Consider the following 17,679-nt stretch of genomic DNA (forward strand, 5'->3'; position numbering starts at 1 on the left):
CCGTCAGGACATCGTTCGCGCGGCTGTGCGTGCCAACCGTGCGATGACGCGAGGTTCCGATCGGCCGGTGCATGTGGCACATCCGGGGCATGGGTGGGGTATCACGAGTAGCAGTTTGGCTGCGCAACGGCGTATTCGGCACGATCGCCGTGCTGTGCATCAGTGCACCGGCGGCGGCGCAGGACGACGCAGGGTTTCAATCGTATATGAGCCAACTGCGTCAGCAGGCGCTCGCGGAAGGCGTAAGCACGCGCACGGCAAACGCGGTTTTCCCGACGCTCACGCTTAACACCCGAGTGATCGAGCTCGACCGGGCCCAGCCGGGGTCGACCAATCCAAGCGCGATTCCTGCGTTCGCGCCCTACAAGGCGCAGCATGTCGATACGGCGCGGATCGCACGTGGTCGGCAAACCTATCTGGCGCAGCGCTCCAGGCTGCAGCGGATCGAACAGCAGACCGGCGTTCCCGAATCGATCATGGTCGCGATCTGGGGGCATGAAACGAATTACGGCAGCTATACCGGCGATTTCGATCTGCTCCGCTCGCTCGCCAGCCTTGCTTACGAGGGACGGCGCCGGTCGCTGTTTGCCGGCGAGTTCATCGCAGGGCTCAAGATGCTCGATCGCGGCGTCACCCGCTCGCAGTTGAAGGGCAGCTGGGCAGGTGCAACGGGCAATCCGCAGTTCCTGCCGTCGATCTATCTCCGCCTTGCGCGCGACGGCGACGGCGATGGTCGCGCGGACATCTGGAACAGCCCGGCCGACACGCTGGCATCGATCGGCAATTACTTCACCGACGCCGGCTGGCGCGCCGGCCAGCCTTGGGGCGTCGCGGTCAACGTGCCTGCAGGCCTCGACCGGTCGCAGGTCCGCAACCGGCTGGTGTCGCCGCGCTGCCCTCGCGTGTTCGAGCGACATAGCGGCTGGCGGACGATTGCCGAATGGCGTGCGCTTGGCGTGACGCCGCAGGGCCGCAGCCTGCCCGCCGATAGCGTGATGGCTACGTTGCTCGAGCCGGACGGGCAGGGCGCTACCGCCTATCTACTCACCAGCAACTACCGCGTGATCCTGGATTATAACTGTTCGAACTTCTACGCGCTCTCGGTCGGATTGCTGGCCGATGCGGTCGAGCGCTAGGGTCCTCTGCCTGGCGTTCGCGCTGGGGGCGTGCAGCAACGCACACGATAGCGTCGGTGCGACCTTTCCCGCAGGCGGGGGACTTTACGGCAGCTATCATGATACCGGACTCGCGAGTTGGTATGGCGAGGAATTGTCGGGTAACCGCACGGCATCGGGCGAGGCGTTCGATCCGGGCGCGATGACCGCCGCTCACCGAACCTTGCCACTGGGCTCGTTCGTCGAGGTGACGTCGGTCGAAACTGGACGGTCCATCCTGGTGCGGATCAACGACCGCGGGCCCGGCCGCAAAGACCGGATGATCGATCTGTCGCGCGCCGCGGCGCATTTGCTCGGTACCGATCGACGGCAAGTTGCCGCGGTAAGTATCCGAGCGATCGTACTCACCATGCAGGATGCGTCGCTGTTGCGCGCCGGTAAAGCCGCTGCGGCGCGGATGCCGGTGTTCACGCAGGCCGCCAGTTTAGATGCACTGCCCGTGCGCAAGCCGCTCCCCACCTTGATCGCGGGACGGCGATACGTGTTGCAGGTCGCGACCTTCTCGAACGAAGACCGTGCAACCGCATTGGCGAAGCGCCTCGATGCCGATGTCGTCGAACGCGGCGGGCTGTACCGCGTCCGCGTCGGACCGTTCAAAGATGCCGCAAGCCTGCAACGCGCGCGTGACGCGGTCGCCGAGCGCGGCTATGGCGATGCCCAAGTCCTGCCTACGGATTGAGTTCCCTTTTGCTCACGGAATACCGCATGAAGAAGCTGATCGTCGCACCGCTCGTTGCCATCGCACTGGCGCATCCGTCCATCGCCGCTGCGCCGCAGTTCCAGACCGCCGCGCCGATCGCCTATATGGAAGACCTGTCGTCGGGCGCAGTCCTGTTCGCGCGTGACGCCGACCGCCGCATGCCGCCGGCGTCGCTCGCCAAGATGATGACCGTCTATGTCGCGTTCGACATGGTCAAGAAGGGCGAGCTGAAGCTCGATCAGATGATGCCGGTGCGGCCCGAGACCTGGGCGAAATGGCATGGTCCGTCCGCGGGTTCGACGATGTTCCTATCGTCGGGTGAGAACGTCAGCGTCGCCAATCTGCTGTACGGGATCGTCACGCTGTCGGGCAACGACGCGTGCATCGTGCTGGCCGAGGGTATCTCCGGGTCGGAGCAGGCGTTCACCGAGCGGATGAACCGCAAGGCCGCCGAACTGGGCCTCAAGGACAGCCATTTCGGCACCGCCAACGGCTGGCCCGACAACGGCGTCACCTACGTCACCGCGCACGATCTCGCCAAGCTCGCCGCGGCGACGATCACCAACTATCCCGATCTCTACAAGCAATTCTATTCGAAGCGCGATTTCACCTGGGGCAAGACGATGGGCGGCAGCGCCATCACCCAGGCGAACCGCGATCCGATCCTCGGCCGCGTAGCCGGCGCCGATGGCCTGAAGACCGGCCACACCGAGGAAGCCGGCTATGGCTTCACCGGGTCTGCGATCCAGAACGGCCGCCGCTTGGTGATGGTCGTCGCCGGCCTGACCAGCGCCGGCCAGCGCGCGGAAGAGTCTGTCCGCTTCATGGAATGGGGCTTCCGTGCATGGCAGTCGAAGCCTATCGTCGCGAAGGGCAAGAAGATCGAGACCGCCGCGGTCCAGCTGGGCGACGCATCGTCGGTCGGGCTCGTCGCCCCCAAGGCGCTGACGGTAACGCTGCCAGCCGGAACCTCGCCGACCATGACCGCCAAAGTGGTCTATGAAGGTCCGATCAAGGCGCCGATCAAGGCTGGCCAGCATATCGCCGATCTCGTCGTGACGACGTCCGACGGTCTCCAGCAGACGATGCCGCTGGTCGCCGAGAAGGACGTCGCGGTCGCGGGCTTCTTCGGTCGCGCATGGGCAGGACTGACCGGCTTCTTCGGCTGATGACCCCGGCGCCGACGGCGTTGCCGGCATGACGCCGATCATCGGCAATACCGCCGCGCAGGCTGCCTTCGTGGCGGCGATGCGCGGCGGTTCGCTGCATCACGCGTGGCTGATCGCCGGACCGCAGGGCGTCGGCAAGGCGAGTTTCGCACGCGCCGCAGCCATGCGGATGCTGGCGGACGCAGCCGAGCCCGATGGCGGCTCGACCGACCTTGCGGTTCCCGAGGGAAACCGGACGCGGTCGCTGATGGAGGCCGGGTCGCATCCCGACTTCCGCGTCCTGGCGCGCCTGCCGAAGGATCCCGAGAAGCCCGACCAGGATCTCGCCCGCAGCATCACGATCGCGCAGGTCCGCACGCTGCAACCGTTGTTCGCGACGACGCCGTCGATGAGCCCCCGCCGCGTGGTCGTGATCGATGCGATCGACGATCTGGAGCGGGGCGGGGCGAATGCGTTGCTCAAGAACCTCGAGGAACCGCCGGCAGGGACGATCTTCCTGCTCGTCAGCCATGCGCCAGGCCGACTGCTCCCCACGATCCGCTCGCGGTGCCGGCTACTCCGGTTCGAGGGGCTCTCGGACGGCGAGGTCGCGACCGCGATCCGGACGTTGCAGCCCGATGCGGACGAGACTGAGGTCGCCGCGCTGGTTCGAGCCAGCGACGGCGCGCCCGGTCGCGCGCTCCGCTATGCCGGGCTCGACATCGCCGCGATCGACGATGCCATCGCCGCGATCGCGCAGGACGGCGACCGCGACAATGGACGCCGGCTGAAGCTGGCCAAGGCTCTGGGGCTCAAGGCCGCGCAACCCCGCTACGAGGCGTTCCTAGACCGTGCCCCCGCGTTCATCGCCGACGCCGCCCGGACCCGGTCGGGGCCAGCGCTGCGATCCGCACTCGACGCGCAAGCGGCGGCGCGCGAACTGGCAGGCGCCGCGATCGGCCTGTCGCTCGATGCGCAGGCCACCGTGTTCGAGATGGCCGGTATAGTCGCGACATTGCGCCACTGATCCGCCCGCGCAGGCTTCACCTGATCGGGGCGATGCTCTAGGAGCGCGGCATGGCCGACCCTTTCTATATCACCACCGCGATCCACTATCCCAATGGCCGTCCGCATATCGGCCACGCGTACGAGATGATCGCCGCCGATGCGATCGCACGCTTCCAGCGCCAGGCCGGGCGTGACGTCCTGTTCCAGACCGGCACCGACGAACACGGTCTAAAGATGGTCCAGGCCGCGCGTGACCGCGATATGCCCGTGCGCGAACTCGCCAATGAAATGTCGTCGTATTTCCACGAGATGGCCGACCGTCTTGGCATCTCGTATGACCGTTTCATCCGCACCGTCGACGAGGATCATTACGCCGCGAGCGCCGCGATCTGGCAGGCGATGGCGGACGCAGGTGACCTGTATCTCGACCGCTACGAGGGCTGGTATTCGGTCCGCGACGAAGCGTTCTACGACGAGTCAGAGCTGACCGGGGAGGGCGATGATCGCCGCTCGCCGCAGGGCACGCCGGTCGAATGGACCGCGGAGGAGACCTGGTTCTTCCGCCTGTCGAAATATCAGCAGCCCTTGCTCGATCTCTTCGCCGCCAACCCCGATTTCATCCGCCCCGAAAGCCGTCGCAACGAAGTGATGCGCTTCGTCGAAGGTGGCCTGAAGGATCTGTCCGTCTCGCGGACCAGCTTCGACTGGGGCGTGCCGGTGCCGGGCAGCCCCGGCCACGTCATGTACGTGTGGGTCGATGCGCTTACCAATTACCTGACCGGGATCGGCTATCCCGACATGACCGGCGACAAGGCGAAATACTGGCCGGCGGATATTCATCTGATCGGCAAGGACATCGTCCGCTTCCACGCGGTCTATTGGCCGGCGTTCCTACTGTCGGCCGGCATCCCGCTGCCCAAGAGCGTGTTCGGCCACGGCTTCCTTCTCACCCGCGGCGAGAAGATGTCGAAGTCGGTCGGCAACGTCGTCGATCCGATGGCGCTTGCGGATGCCTTCGGCGTCGATGCGTTGCGCTATTTCTTCCTGCGCGACGTGAGCTTCGGCCAGGACGGCAGCTACTCGGCCGAGGCGATCGTAACGCGTGTCAACGCCGAGCTGGCGAACAGCTTCGGCAACCTAGCTCAGCGGACATTGTCGTTCATCGCCAAGAACCTGGGCGGCGAATTTCCCACGGCCGGTACGGTCCAGGATACCGACGGGATACTGATTGAGGAGGTCGTCGTAGCCTGTGCCGGGTTCAAGTCCGCCTTCACCGATCTCGCGCTGTCGCAAGGCATCGAGGCTTGGATGCGCGGCGTATTCGCGTGCAACCAGTATATCGACGCGCAGGCACCTTGGGCGCTGCGCAAGACCGATCCCGAGCGGATGAACGCGGTTCTTCGTACGCTGGTCCGCGCGATCCGCATGCTCGCGATCGCGATCCTGCCGGTGGTTCCGGATTCCGCTGGGAAGGTGCTCGAGCAGATCGGGGCGACCGAGCGCGACCATGTCGCGATAGACGACGACGGCTGGTATGATCGTGTGGCGGCTTCCGACTTCCGGATCGCACCGCCGGCGCCCGTATTCCCGCGTCTCGAACTGCCTGCGGAGGCCTGATGCTCGCCGACAGCCATTGCCACCTGAACTACAAGGGCCTCGTTGAGGACCAGCAGGCGGTGCTCGCACGGGCTAGGGCGCGCGGCGTCACGGCGATGCTCAACATCTCGACACGCGAGAGCGAATGGGACGATATCGTCGCCACCGCCGAGCGCGAGCCTGACGTCTGGGCGACGATTGGCATCCACCCGAACGAGGCTGACGTGTATCCCGACGTGGACGCCGCCAAGCTGATCGAGCGCGCACGGCATCCACGCGTGGTAGGGCTCGGCGAAAGCGGCCTCGACTATTTCCGCGATACCTCGGACCGTGCCCGCCAGCAGACGAGCTTCCGCGCGCACATCGCCGCGTCGCGAGAGACTGGCCTGCCGATCGTCGTCCACACCCGCGACGCCGAGGACGATACTGCGGCGATCATGGCCGAGGAGATGGGGAAGGGGGCCTATCCCGGCGTCATCCACTGCTTCACCGCGAGTGGAGCTTTCGCCGACAAGGCGTTGGATATGGGGCTTTATATCTCGATCTCGGGGATCGTGACGTTCAAGAACGCGCGGGACCTTCAGGAGACCGCCGCACGCCTGCCGATCGAACGACTGCTGATCGAGACCGACGCGCCGTTCCTCGCGCCGGTGCCGCATCGGGGCAAGACCGGCGAACCTGGGTTCGTGGCCGATACCGCGGCGTTTCTTGCCAACCTTCGCGGCGAAAATGTCGAGGAACTATCGCGCCGTACGGCCGAGAACTTCCACACGCTGTTCGGCAAGACGCGGGTGTCAGAGGCGGCGGCATGAAGATCATGATCCTCGGCTCCGGCACATCCTCCGGCGTGCCGAGGATCGGCAACGACTGGGGCGAATGCGATCCGGCCGAGCCGCGCAACCGGCGCAGCCGTGCGTCCGCGATCGTCGAGCATGACGGTACGCGAATCCTGATCGACACAAGTCCCGACATGCGCGAGCAATTGCTGGCCGCGGATATCGACCGTGTCGACGCGGTGATCTGGACGCACGATCATGCCGATCATTGCCACGGCATTGATGATCTCCGCCAACTTTTCCACGCAGCTGGAGAGCCCGTTCGTGGCTACGCCCGGCCGTTCACGCTGGCAGCGCTGGACGCGCGCTTTACCTACGCTTTTCACGGTCGCCCGGGCTATCCGCCAACGATCGCCGCCGAAGTCCTGCCTGATCGGTTGACGATCGGTGGGATCGATATTTCGGTGACCGACCAGCCACACGGTAGTATCCATGCCGCTGGCCTGCGGTTCGAGGCAGCTGGCGTCTCAATCGGATACGCGACCGATTTCAACCTGATGACCGACGACATGGCCAGCCTGTATCAGGATCTGGACATCTGGGTGGTCGACGCGCTCCGCCGGCGACCGCATCCAACGCACATGGAACTGCCTGCCGTGCTTGCTTGGGTGGAGCGCCTGACGCCAAAGCGGACCGCGTTGATCCATATGGACAACACGATGGATTATGCGACGTTGCGTCATGAACTGCCGGTCGGCGTCGAGCCGGGCTATGACGGGCTGATCCTGACCGCATGACCGGTGACCGCGCAGCCCAATTCGCGCTGTACGCAGTCATGTTGATCCTGCCGCTGTCGGCGTTGGTCGCGCGCCGATTGCCGTTGAAGCCGGTGCTGAAGATGGCGCTGGCCTGGGTCGCGATCTTCGCGGTTGGCCTGCTGATCGCGAGCCAGCGGGATCGGCTGTCTGGCTTGAAGACCATGTTTTCCGATCAGCAGGTGAGCGGAACCGAAACCCGGATTCGCATGGCGGACGACGGGCATTTCTGGGCGGATGTCGATATCGACGGTGTCCGCCGCCGGATGCTGATCGATAGTGGTGCGACGACGACTGCCTTGTCGTCCGCTACGGCCAAGGCAGCCAGCCTGGATAGCGACGAAAGCCCGTTTCCAGCGATCATCGAGACCGCCAACGGTACGGTATCGGCGCGCACCGCGACCGCCAAGAGCGTGACGATCGGCACTGTCACTGCAACCAACCTCGGCATCGTCACGTCGCCGGCGTTCGGCGAGACCGACGTGATCGGCATGAACTTCCTGTCGAGGCTGGGATCGTGGCGGGTCGAGAATGCCACTCTCGTTCTTACGCCGAACAAGTAATAGATTTTACATAATGTATATTATCGATCTTACTCTACGCGTTAGATCGCACGCTATCAATGGGAGTCCCTGATGATCGAACGGCTCGTTTCCATCATGGCGCGACTGCGTCATCCGGTCGAAGGTTGCGAATGGGATCGCGTTCAAACCTGGTCGACCATCGCGCCCTACACGATCGAGGAAGCCTATGAGGTCGCGGACGCGATCGCGCGCGATGACCCGACGGACCTCAAGGACGAACTCGGCGACCTGCTGCTCCAGGTGGTATTCCACAGCCGTATCGCCGAGGAGTCCGGCGCGTTCACCTTGGCCGATGTCGTCGCCGCTATCAGCGACAAGATGGAGCGTCGTCACCCTCACATATTCGGCGATGCAATCTCCTCGCCAGGTTGGGAAACGATCAAGGCCGCCGAGCGCGCGGAGAAGTCCGATCACAGCGCTCTCGCCGGCGTGGCGATCGGCCTGCCTGCCCTGGCTCGTGCGGAAAAACTACAGAAGCGTGCCGCCCGTGTCGGGTTCGACTGGCCCGATGCGGCTGGGCCTCTCGCCAAGGTTGTCGAGGAAATAGAAGAGGTTCGCGACGCCGGCTTAGACACGGTAGAAGAGGAAATCGGCGATCTGTTGTTTGCCGTGACCAACTGGGCACGGCATCTCGGTGTCGATCCCGAAGCCGCGCTCAGGGCTGGCAACGCCAAGTTCGAAGCGCGTTTCCGGGCAATAGAGGTCGATGGCGGCGACGCGTTCGCAGCCATGACACTCGATCAGAAGGAAGCGCTATGGCAGGCGGTCAAGCATCGCGGCGGCTGAATCGGTCGTAGTCGGTCTCGGACAGCCGAACATCGTACGTCGTATCGAGCTCGTCGCTGACGCTGCCCAGCACTTCGCCGTGCGCATGTAGCCACGCCGCCCCCGCTCCGTCGCTAGCCTCGATCGTGATGCTATAGCGTCGATGGGCGCCGGTGAGCTTCGCTGCCACCTGCTCGATGAGGTGCTGGACCCCTTCCCCGCTCAGCGCGGAGATAGCCACGACGTCGTCACGATGCGCTGCCTGTCCGGCGATCTCGTCGTGCGTGTCGGCATCGAGAAGATCGAGCTTGTTCCATACTTCGAAGCGCGGCGTGTTTTCATCGACGCCGATCTCCGCGAGCACGGTCTCGACGTCGGTACGCTGCGCCTCGGTGTCGGGATGTGCAATATCGCGGATGTGCACGAGCAGATCCGCCGACACCACCTCTTCCAGCGTCGCCTTGAACGCCGCGACCAATTGGGTCGGCAGATCGGACACGAAGCCTACCGTATCGGACAGGATAGCCTTGTCGATGCCCGGAAGCTGAATCTGCCGTAGCGTCGGGTCTAGCGTCGCGAACAACAGGTCTTCCGCCATGACATCGGCGCCGGTCAGCCTGTTGAACAGCGTGGACTTTCCGGCGTTGGTGTACCCGACCAGGGCGATCACCGGCCATGGCGCACGTTGGCGTCGCTCGCGGTGAAGGCCGCGAGTACGACTGACTTGCTCGAGCTCACGTTTCAACCGTGCCATCCGGTCACGAATCAAGCGACGATCGGCCTCGATCTGGGTTTCACCAGGACCGCCCAAAAAACCAAAGCCACCACGCTGCCGCTCCAGATGCGTCCAACTCCGCACGAGCCGACCCGCCTGGTAATCAAGATGCGCCAATTCGACCTGCAAACGCCCCTCGGCTGTTGCCGCGCGTTCACCGAAGATCTCCAGAATGAGCCCGGTGCGATCGATAACCTTGGTTTCAAGCGCCTTTTCCAGGTTACGCTGCTGGATAGGAGTAAGGCTCGCGTCGAACACGACGAGCCCTGCCTCTTCCATGCGCACCTGTGTCGCGAGCAGCTCGACCTGCCCGCTCCCGATCAGCGTTGCGGGTTTCGCCTGCCGCACGCGATAGGCGATCCGTTCGACGACCTGGACACCGATCGCCGCAGCGAGTCCGGCGGTTTCTTCCAGGCGAGCATCGACATCGCGCGTCGCGTCGCCCTGGTCGGGAAGAACGACAATCGCGCGCGCGCCGCGCGAGAACTCGTCCCGATCGCGTTCGAAACCACTACTCAATCGTCATCGTCCGTTTCATCCGTGTCAGTAGGCTCTTCGGCAAGGTTCAGCGGGCGCGCCGGCTGGATCGTCGAGACAGCGTGCTTGTAGACGAGTTGTGCCATGCCTTCGCGCTGGAGCAGCATGCAAAACAGATCGAAGCCTGCGATCTGGCCCTGCAGCATGACGCCGTTGATCAGGAACATCGTCACGCTGTCTTCGGATTTCCGCACGGCGTTCAGGAAGATATCCTGCAACAACGGGTGCTTCTTCTGATTTTCTCCCACCGCATCGACGATTGCCGACACGTCCATGGGCCCAGCAGGCATGATCGTCGAGATCGCATGCTTGTAGATCAGTTGCGACTGGCCATCGCGGCGCAGCAGGACGGAAAAATTATCGAACCATGTGACGATGCCCTGGAGCTTTACGCCCTTGACGAGGAACATCGTGACCGGCGTCTTGGAGCGCCGGAGTGCGTTCAGGAACAGGTCCTGAAGCGAGCCTGGTTTATCGGCCAATGGGATAACCCTTTGTTTTTGGCGGGACTTTGCCCGCAAGGCGCCGTTTCCCGGCGTCGGAGATGCACCCGGGTACCGGGCGCGGTACTGATCTATGATCGCTGCCTTGCTATATCCAGAGGGCGGCGAAATTACGGCGTCTATTCCTCGCGGGTTTCGGTGATGCCGAGCAGCTTCAATTTTCGATGAAGCGCCGAACGCTCCATGCCGATGAAGCTGGCCGTCCGCGAGATATTTCCCGAGAAACGTCGGATCTGCACCCGAAGATATTCGCGCTCGAACGTCTCGCGCGCTTCACGCAGAGGTGAACCCATGATCGCGGTGGACCCGGCCGATCCGATATCGCCCTGGTCCCCGAGAACTTCGGCCGGCAACAGGTCGAGATCAATCCGCCCGATCCGGTCTCCCGGCGCCAGAATGATCGTGCGCTCGACGACGTTGCGCAACTGCCGGACATTTCCCGGCCAGTCGTAAGATTGCAACGCAACCATCGCGTCCGGCGCGATTTCCGGCGTCGGCACGCGGCGTTCGGACGCGTAATGCGCGATGAAATGCTGGACCAGCGCAGGGATGTCCTCGCGACGATCGGACAGCGGCGGGATCATCACCGGTACGACGTTGAGCCGGTAATACAGGTCCTCGCGGAAACGTCCTTCGGCGATTTCGAAGACGAGGTCGCGGGCCGTCGCGGAGACGACACGAACGTCGACTTTGACGACGCGCGTACCACCCACTCGCGCAAAGCTCTGGTCAGTCAGGGCGCGGAGGATACGGGCCTGCGTCGCGATCGGCATGTCAGCGATCTCGTCGAGGAACAACGTGCCACCATGCGCCTGTTCGAACAGACCGGGACGAACGAGATCGCCCGCTTCCTCGACGCCGAACAGTTCCTCGTCCATCCGCTCGGGCGTCATCCGCGCGGCGCTGACGATGATGAACGGCGCGTCGGTCCTCAGGCTCCAGCCGTGCAGCAGGCGGGCAGCGACTTCCTTGCCGACCCCCGCCGCGCCCATGATCAGAACCCGACTACCGGTTGCCGCCACCCGCTTCAGGGTCGCGCGGACGCCGTTGATCGAGCCCGAACTGCCGGTTAGGTCGGTTTCGCGGCCGACCGTGGCGCGCAGCGTCGCGACTTCGCGGCGGAGGCGTTCCGTTTCCGTCGCACGGGCTACCATCAGTAGCAGTCGTTCGGCTTCGAACGGCTTTTCGATAAAGTCGGACGCCCCGCGGCGGATTGCTGCGACGGCCGTATCGAGGTTGCCGTGGCCGGAGATAACTAGAACCGGGATCGAGGGATCGCGCCGCTTGATCTCGTCGAGCAGTTCCAGCCCATCGAGACGCGACCCTTGCAGCCACACATCGAGCAGCACCAGCGAGGGACGCCGCGCTGCGATCGCTTCCAAGGCAGAATCGCTGTCGCCAGCGTCGCGGGTCTCATAGCCTTCGTCCTCCAGGACGCCGGCCACTAGTTCGCGAATGTCACGTTCGTCGTCCACGACGAGAATATCGAGCGCCATTAAATCATGTCCGGTTGCGGGTCATCGTGTCGAGTCGGCCCTCCCCAGCCAACTCGGATGCGGATGCCCCTTGGTCGAGCGCGGCCAGCGCCTTGGCGTCGAAGGTCATGGTGACGAGTGTACCGCCCCCCGGCCGATCGGAAAAGCCGATCGTGCCGCAATGCTCCTCGATGATCTTCTTGACGATGGCAAGGCCGAGGCCTGTGCCGCGGGCACGGGTCGTTACATAAGGTTCGACGATCCGGTCCCGCTCCGCGGGTAGCCCGATCCCCGTGTCGGCGACCGCGATGCCTACTATATCCGCATCACTCGTCAGCGTCATCGTCACCGATCCGCCGGGTTCGGACCGCGTTTCAATGGCTTCCACAGCGTTCTTGACGATGTTCGTGAGCGCCTGACCAATCTGACGGCGATCGCAAACGAGCATCAAGCCAGGATCGTCCTGCACCAGTTGGAAGCTAATCGCAGGATGTGCCACTTCGTGCAGGAACAAGGCCTGACGTGCGGCATCGACGAGCGATTCCTCGCGGAACACCGGCTTCGGCATGCGCGCGAACGACGAGAATTCGTCGACCATCCGGCGTAGATCGCCAACCTGGCGGATGATCGTGTCGGTCAATCGCGAGAACGTGCCGTCCTGCGCCTCGATCTTGCCGCCATAGCGACGCTGGAGGCGCTCGGCCGCGAGTTGGATCGGTGTCAGCGGGTTCTTAATCTCATGCGCGATCCGGCGAGCGACGTCCGACCATGCCGCGCGGCGTTGATCGAGCAGCTGCTGCGTGATGTCGTCGAACGTCAGGATCGGCCCGGTAGCGGGTCGCGCGACCCGGACGGCGAGCGTGCGCATTTCGCCCCCCTGCCCGACCTCGACGATCGCCTCTCGGTCGCCGCTGTCCAGCATAGCGTCGAGTTCCGGCGCTACATCGACCAGCCGACGTCCAACCAGGCTATCCGTACCGACAACGGTCGCGAGAAGCCCGGTTGCGGATTCGTTCGCGATCGTAATCGTGCGATCGCGCCTCGTGGCAAGAACGCCCGCGGAAACGCCTGCCATGACCGCCTCTATCAACGCGCGCCGATTTTCGAGTTGACCATTTGCCGTAACCAGTTCGGTATTCTGTTCTTCCAGCCGGCCCGTCATCTGATTGAACGCGTTGGCGAGCGTGCCGACCTCGTCACGGGTGCGCGGGTCCGGTACGCGTGCAGTCAAATCACCCGCGGCCACCCGGCGAGCCGCGTCGACCAGTTCGCCGACCGGCCGCACTAGGCGATCGGCAACGGCCAAAGCGATCCACACCGCAATGCCGACGATCAGTAACGATATTAGCAGCAATGCCGCGTTGAACCGCAATTGCAGGCTACGCGACCGGGCCAGGAGCGATCGATAGCTCGTCAGGACCTCGTTCGCGCGCGTGGTCTGTTCAGACAATAATTTCGTATCCTCGACGCGGCCCGCATAGAGGAACAGTTCGTCCGATCCGGGCAGCATCGTGATCGTCTGGATACGATCGCCGGTGACCGAGAGAACCGCGCTTTTGCCCGACCGTAGCTCCGCGATCGCCGCGGGCGTAACGCGGCGCGTGAAGTCGATCTCGTACGGGTTGACGATCGCCAGCGTCTGTATCCCCCGTTGAGGAGACAGCTTGAACAACGCCGCCTCGGATAGGCTGCGATAATAGACTTGCTGAAGAAACCAGCCCGAAAAGTCCGGGCTTTGTAGCGAGCGTTCGCGAAGATAGGCAGACATGTCGCTCGCCATCGTCACAGTCGCTTCCTGCCACCTGTTAAGTTGGCGCCCGTAGGAGGACTGAGCAAGTCCGGTTGCGTTTTCGAGCATGCCGCGGGCCTGGTCGGAATACCAGAATTGCACGCCGTACTGGAACAGCAGGGACGCGAAAATCGTCACAAGCAGCATCGGCACCGCGGCGACAATCGAGAACAGCGCGACGAGGCGGACGTGGAGTCGTCCACCACCGCCTACAGGCGACCGTGCAGCCCGGCGCATTGCCACGCGTCGACCGAGCAGCATCAACAACGCGATCCCGGGCACGAGATTGGCAACGAGCAACAGCGCGACCAGCGGCGGCGGTATCAGGCGCTGCGGTGCGTCGGTGCCAGTGATGATAAGATAGCTTGCGACGCCAATCGCAACGGCTACTGCGAGAACCAGGGTCTCGATCGCAGGCGTCACCGCGAACCGGTGCGCGGGCCCGTCTTCATCCATCGGTAGCGTCGCGGAAGCGATCATCGTTGCCTCGGTACAACGTCAACCGTTGCCTTGAAACCACATAATGCGCGATTTCATCGCCGATCCGGATCATTCGTACGCATATCGACGACCGCGATGCCGAGCGTGTCGAGCCGCTTGCGCAACGTGTTGCGATTAATACCCATCGCGCGCGCCGCCCGGAGCTGATTCTGGCCATGCCGTGCTAGCATCACCTCGATCAAGGGACGTTCGACCTCGCCAATCACGCGGTCGTACAGACTGCCATCGTCGAGCGCCGTCGGATCGTCGCGCGCGATACGCTCGATCAACGCGCGAACCGCGTGTGCAATATCGATATCAGCCGCATGGTCGGTCGTAGCCGAGTTGCCGATCATCGCACGGATCGCGTCGGCTGCGATCACCTCGTCGCGCGAGAGCACTGCCAATCGGCGCATCAGGTTCTCGAGTTCACGCACGTTGCCGGGCCAGTCGTGCGCACCGAGCGCTGTGAGGGCGTCGCTAGCAAGTTGGCGTCGGGGTAGCCCCTGTGTTGCAGCATGATCGAGAAAATGACGCGCGAGCAAGGCAATGTCCTGGCGGCGCTCGCGCAAGGCTGGCAGCATGATCGGCACGACGTTGAGGCGGTAGAACAGGTCTTCGCGGAATTGGCCAGTCGCGACCTGCGCGGACAGGTCGCGATTGGTGGCGGCGACGATGCGGACGTCGACGCGGATCGTCCGCGCGCCACCGACGCTGGTGAACTCACCCGACTGGAGCACGCGGAGCAGGCGGGTCTGTGCCTCCATCGGCATGTCGCCGATCTCGTCGAGGAACAACGTGCCGCCCGACGCCTGCTCGAACCGGCCGGCATTACGCGTCGCCGCGCCGGTGAAGGCGCCGCGTTCGTGGCCGAACAGCTCGGCCTCGATCAGTTCGCGCGGGATCGCGGCCATGTTGATCGCGATGAACGGGGCTGCGCTGCGGGGGCCCAGATCATGGATCGCGCGTGCGACGAGTTCCTTGCCGGTGCCCGACTCGCCCGAGATCAGCACGGTCAGGTCGTTCGAGACGACGCGGGCGATGATCCGGTACACGTCCTGCATCGCCGCCGAGCGACCGATCAGCGGGAGCGCGCGGTCCTCGTCATGCAGCGCGTCCTCCGACACCATGCCGCCGCGCGCGAGTGCGCCCGTCACTGCGCTGTTCAGAACGTCGAGGTCGAACGGCTTGGGGAGATATTCGTACGCGCCGACCTCGGCCGCGCGGACCGCTGTGGTCAGGGTGTTCTGCGCCGAGAGGACGATGATCGGGAGCAGCGGAAACCGCGCTGCGACGCTGCGGACATGATCGATGCCGTCGCCGTCGGGAAGGATGACGTCGGTGATGAGAACGTCCGGCAGCGACGCCGCGAGCGCGCGTTCGAGTTGCGCGAGGCTGTCGGCGACGGTGACCTCATGCCCCGCGCGGCGGAGGGCCTGCGCGACGACGGTGCGGATCGCGGCATCGTCGTCGACGACCAGGACGGTGCTCATGATGCGGCTCTCGGGAGCAACAGGCGGAGGACGGTCATTTCCGGCGTACCTTCCCGGGCGTATTGGACGATGCCGCCCATGTCTCGGGTGAGCTTGTCGACGAGCGCGAGACCAAGCCCCTGCCCTTCGCGACGACCCGACACGAACGGATCGAACAGGTGATCGGCGATGTCGGCAGGCGCGCCGGGGCCGTTGTCGAAGATGCAGATCTCGATCGGCAGCGGCACGCGCGGCTTGCCCGGCGCGGCGCTGACGGTGATGCCGTGGCGATAGGCAGTGGTCATCACGAGCCGCGGTTCGCGTTCGTTTCTAACAGCTTCGCGCGCGTTCTTGAGCAGGTTTATGACAATCTGGAGCAGGGCGTCGCGGTTGATCTGCGCCGGCGGGAGCGAGGGATCGAAGCGTTCCTCGATCGTGATTCCGCGCGCGAACCCGGCGAGCGCAAGCCGGCGGGCGTGACCGAGCAGCGGATAGATGTTCTCGCTGGCGAGTGGCAGCGGCCGCGTGTCGCTGAAGTCCTGCATGCGGTCGATCAGCGCGGCGATGCGATCGACCTCGGTGACGATCAGCGTGGTGAGTTCGCCTGCGCCAAGTAGTTGGGCGGCACCACGGATGCCGGACAGCGGGTTCTTGATCTCGTGCGCGAGCATTGCCGCCGCACCAACCGCCGCCCTTGCTCCGGCCGCCCGGTCGACCGAATGCCCCAGCCGTCGAGATGTTGCCGACGCATGCAGCGTGATCGCGCGCCAGCCGGGATAGTCGGCGATCTGCGTCTCGGCGAAATCGACGCGGATCTTCACGCCACGCGCGGTCGATATCTCGGTGTCGTAGACCGCCAACCCGTGCCCGTCGCGGTTACGCGGATCGTCGGGCGGCGGGATGATCGCATCGAGCGGTTGGCCGATCATCAACCGCTCGGAGAGGTTCAGCAATTGCTCGGCTAGCGCGTTGGCGTGCGCGACGCGGTGGTCTGGATCGACGACGACGACCGCGACCGGGAGTGCTGCGAACAGCTCCGCAAAGCCCGGCCGCACCCGTGATTGCGTATCAGGCCGCTGCAAGGTCGCGCCAGGGAGCGTAGAACTCGGCGAGCATCGCCTTGACTTGCTTGGGGTCCGGTACCTGGTTTACCTTATTGCGGAACTCGGCCGAACCGGGGAGCCCCTTGGTGTACCAGCCGATATGTTTCCGGGCCATGTTGACGCCGGTCTCGATCCCGTAATGTTCGAGCATCGCCTCGTAATGCCCTGCGATCGCGTCATATTGCTCGGTGATCGACGGGTCTTCGATGCGACGGCCGGTGGCGAACCACTCCATCACCTGGCCGAGCACCCAGGGGCGGCCATAGGACCCGCGGCCGATCATCAGGCCGTCGGCGCCGGATTGGTCCATTGCGGCTTCGGCGTCCTCGATTCCGCAGATGTCGCCGTTGACGATCACCGGCACGCTCACCGCGTCCTTGACCTTGCGGACGAAGCCCCAGTCGGCGCTGCCCTTGTACATCTGGTTGCGCGTGCGGCCGTGGACGGTGATCAGCTTGATGCCGAGGTCTTCGGCGATGCGCGCGAGGTCGGGCGCGTTCAGGCTGTCGTGGCACCAGCCCATTCGCATCTTCAGCGTCACCGGAACGTCGACGGCCTTGACGGTAGCCTCGATGATCGCGCTGGCCAGCTTGGTGTCGCGCATCAGCGCCGAGCCCGCGTCGCCGTTGACGACTTTGCGCACGGGGCAGCCCATGTTGATGTCGATGATCGCCGCGCCACGATCCTGGCTGAGCTTGGCTGCCTCACCCATCTCGTAGGGGGTGCAGCCGATCAGCTGCATCGACACCGGCTCCTCGAGCCGATCCCACGCCGCCTTCTGCAACGACTGGCGCGTCTCGCGGATCGCCGCCTGGCTCGCCACCATCTCGGTGACGTTGAGGCCCGAGCCATAGCGTCGCACCAATGTGCGGAACGGCATGTCGGTGACGCCGGTCATCGGCGCGAGCACGACGGGGCTTTCGATCCGGACGGGACCGATCTGGATAGGGGCAAGATTACGCATGGATGTGCCTGAAA

16 protein-coding genes are annotated in these 17,679 nt (G+C 64.4%); 9 read left to right on the top strand and 7 right to left on the bottom strand.

All coding sequences use genetic code 11. From position 1 onward, the window contains the following. Positions 1 to 71: 71 nt before the first annotated feature. From O6X71_RS04150 to mazG, 9 genes are all read left to right on the top strand, one after another. The gene (locus O6X71_RS04150; RefSeq protein ID WP_435368439.1) at positions 72 to 1,136 is read left to right on the top strand and encodes a lytic murein transglycosylase; all 1,065 of its coding nucleotides are present in this window, start codon (positions 72 to 74) and stop codon (positions 1,134 to 1,136) included. Beyond that, the gene (locus tag O6X71_RS04155) at positions 1,120 to 1,854 is read left to right on the top strand and encodes a septal ring lytic transglycosylase RlpA family protein (protein ID WP_353464578.1); all 735 of its coding nucleotides are present in this window, start codon (positions 1,120 to 1,122) and stop codon (positions 1,852 to 1,854) included. Before O6X71_RS04150 ends, O6X71_RS04155 begins: the two co-directional genes overlap by 17 nt. 26 nt (positions 1,855 to 1,880) lie before the next feature. After that, entirely contained in the window at positions 1,881 to 3,044 is a 1,164-nt protein-coding gene (locus O6X71_RS04160) for a D-alanyl-D-alanine carboxypeptidase family protein (RefSeq protein WP_353464579.1), read from the top strand. Between the two features lie 28 nt (positions 3,045 to 3,072). Continuing rightward, positions 3,073 to 4,050 carry an AAA family ATPase gene (locus tag O6X71_RS04165; protein ID WP_353464580.1) on the top strand — a complete coding sequence of 326 codons (978 nt, stop codon included), beginning with the start codon at positions 3,073 to 3,075 and terminating at the stop codon, positions 4,048 to 4,050. A 50-nt stretch (positions 4,051 to 4,100) separates the two neighbouring features. Continuing rightward, positions 4,101 to 5,648 (top strand): methionine--tRNA ligase, encoded by a 1,548-nt coding sequence (gene metG / locus O6X71_RS04170; RefSeq protein WP_353464581.1) that lies wholly within the window; start codon positions 4,101 to 4,103, stop codon positions 5,646 to 5,648. Further along, positions 5,648 to 6,439, top strand: a complete 792-nt coding sequence (locus O6X71_RS04175) for a TatD family hydrolase (protein WP_353464582.1) — start codon at positions 5,648 to 5,650, stop codon at positions 6,437 to 6,439. The genes metG and O6X71_RS04175 overlap by 1 nt, the downstream gene beginning before the upstream one ends. Next, positions 6,436 to 7,200 (top strand): MBL fold metallo-hydrolase, encoded by a 765-nt coding sequence (locus O6X71_RS04180; protein WP_353464583.1) that lies wholly within the window; start codon positions 6,436 to 6,438, stop codon positions 7,198 to 7,200. Before O6X71_RS04175 ends, O6X71_RS04180 begins: the two co-directional genes overlap by 4 nt. Next, a complete protein-coding gene (locus tag O6X71_RS04185) occupies positions 7,197 to 7,781 on the top strand; it encodes a retropepsin-like aspartic protease family protein (RefSeq protein WP_353464584.1) in 585 nt (194 codons plus the stop codon). Before O6X71_RS04180 ends, O6X71_RS04185 begins: the two co-directional genes overlap by 4 nt. A 72-nt stretch (positions 7,782 to 7,853) precedes the next feature. After that, positions 7,854 to 8,588, top strand: a complete 735-nt coding sequence (mazG, locus tag O6X71_RS04190) for a nucleoside triphosphate pyrophosphohydrolase (protein ID WP_353464585.1) — start codon at positions 7,854 to 7,856, stop codon at positions 8,586 to 8,588. Here mazG and hflX read toward each other — a convergent pair. The 7 genes from hflX to dusB form a co-directional block, all read right to left on the bottom strand. Continuing rightward, positions 8,569 to 9,861 (bottom strand): GTPase HflX, encoded by a 1,293-nt coding sequence (gene hflX / locus O6X71_RS04195; protein ID WP_353464587.1) that lies wholly within the window; start codon positions 9,859 to 9,861, stop codon positions 8,569 to 8,571. The genes mazG and hflX overlap by 20 nt on opposite strands. After that, a complete protein-coding gene (gene hfq, locus O6X71_RS04200; protein WP_082441049.1) occupies positions 9,858 to 10,400 on the bottom strand; it encodes an RNA chaperone Hfq in 543 nt (180 codons plus the stop codon). Before hfq ends, hflX begins: the two co-directional genes overlap by 4 nt. 101 nt (positions 10,401 to 10,501) lie before the next feature. Further along, on the bottom strand, positions 10,502 to 11,878 hold the full coding sequence (locus tag O6X71_RS04205; protein ID WP_353464588.1) for a sigma-54-dependent transcriptional regulator: 1,377 nt from the start codon (positions 11,876 to 11,878) through the stop codon (positions 10,502 to 10,504). A 4-nt stretch (positions 11,879 to 11,882) separates the two neighbouring features. Then, entirely contained in the window at positions 11,883 to 14,126 is a 2,244-nt protein-coding gene (locus O6X71_RS04210) for a sensor histidine kinase (RefSeq protein ID WP_353464589.1), read from the bottom strand. A 53-nt stretch (positions 14,127 to 14,179) separates the two neighbouring features. Next, complete coding sequence (gene ntrC, locus O6X71_RS04215; RefSeq protein WP_353464590.1) at positions 14,180 to 15,619, bottom strand: nitrogen regulation protein NR(I); 1,440 nt, start codon at positions 15,617 to 15,619, stop codon at positions 14,180 to 14,182. Next, complete coding sequence (locus tag O6X71_RS04220) at positions 15,616 to 16,653, bottom strand: two-component system sensor histidine kinase NtrB (RefSeq protein ID WP_353464591.1); 1,038 nt, start codon at positions 16,651 to 16,653, stop codon at positions 15,616 to 15,618. Before O6X71_RS04220 ends, ntrC begins: the two co-directional genes overlap by 4 nt. Before the next feature lie 13 nt (positions 16,654 to 16,666). Then, a complete protein-coding gene (gene dusB / locus O6X71_RS04225; RefSeq protein WP_353464592.1) occupies positions 16,667 to 17,665 on the bottom strand; it encodes a tRNA dihydrouridine synthase DusB in 999 nt (332 codons plus the stop codon). Positions 17,666 to 17,679 lie beyond the last annotated feature (14 nt).

The organism is Sphingomonas faeni, from assembly GCF_040407505.1.
Lineage (GTDB): Bacteria > Pseudomonadota > Alphaproteobacteria > Sphingomonadales > Sphingomonadaceae > Sphingomonas > Sphingomonas faeni_E.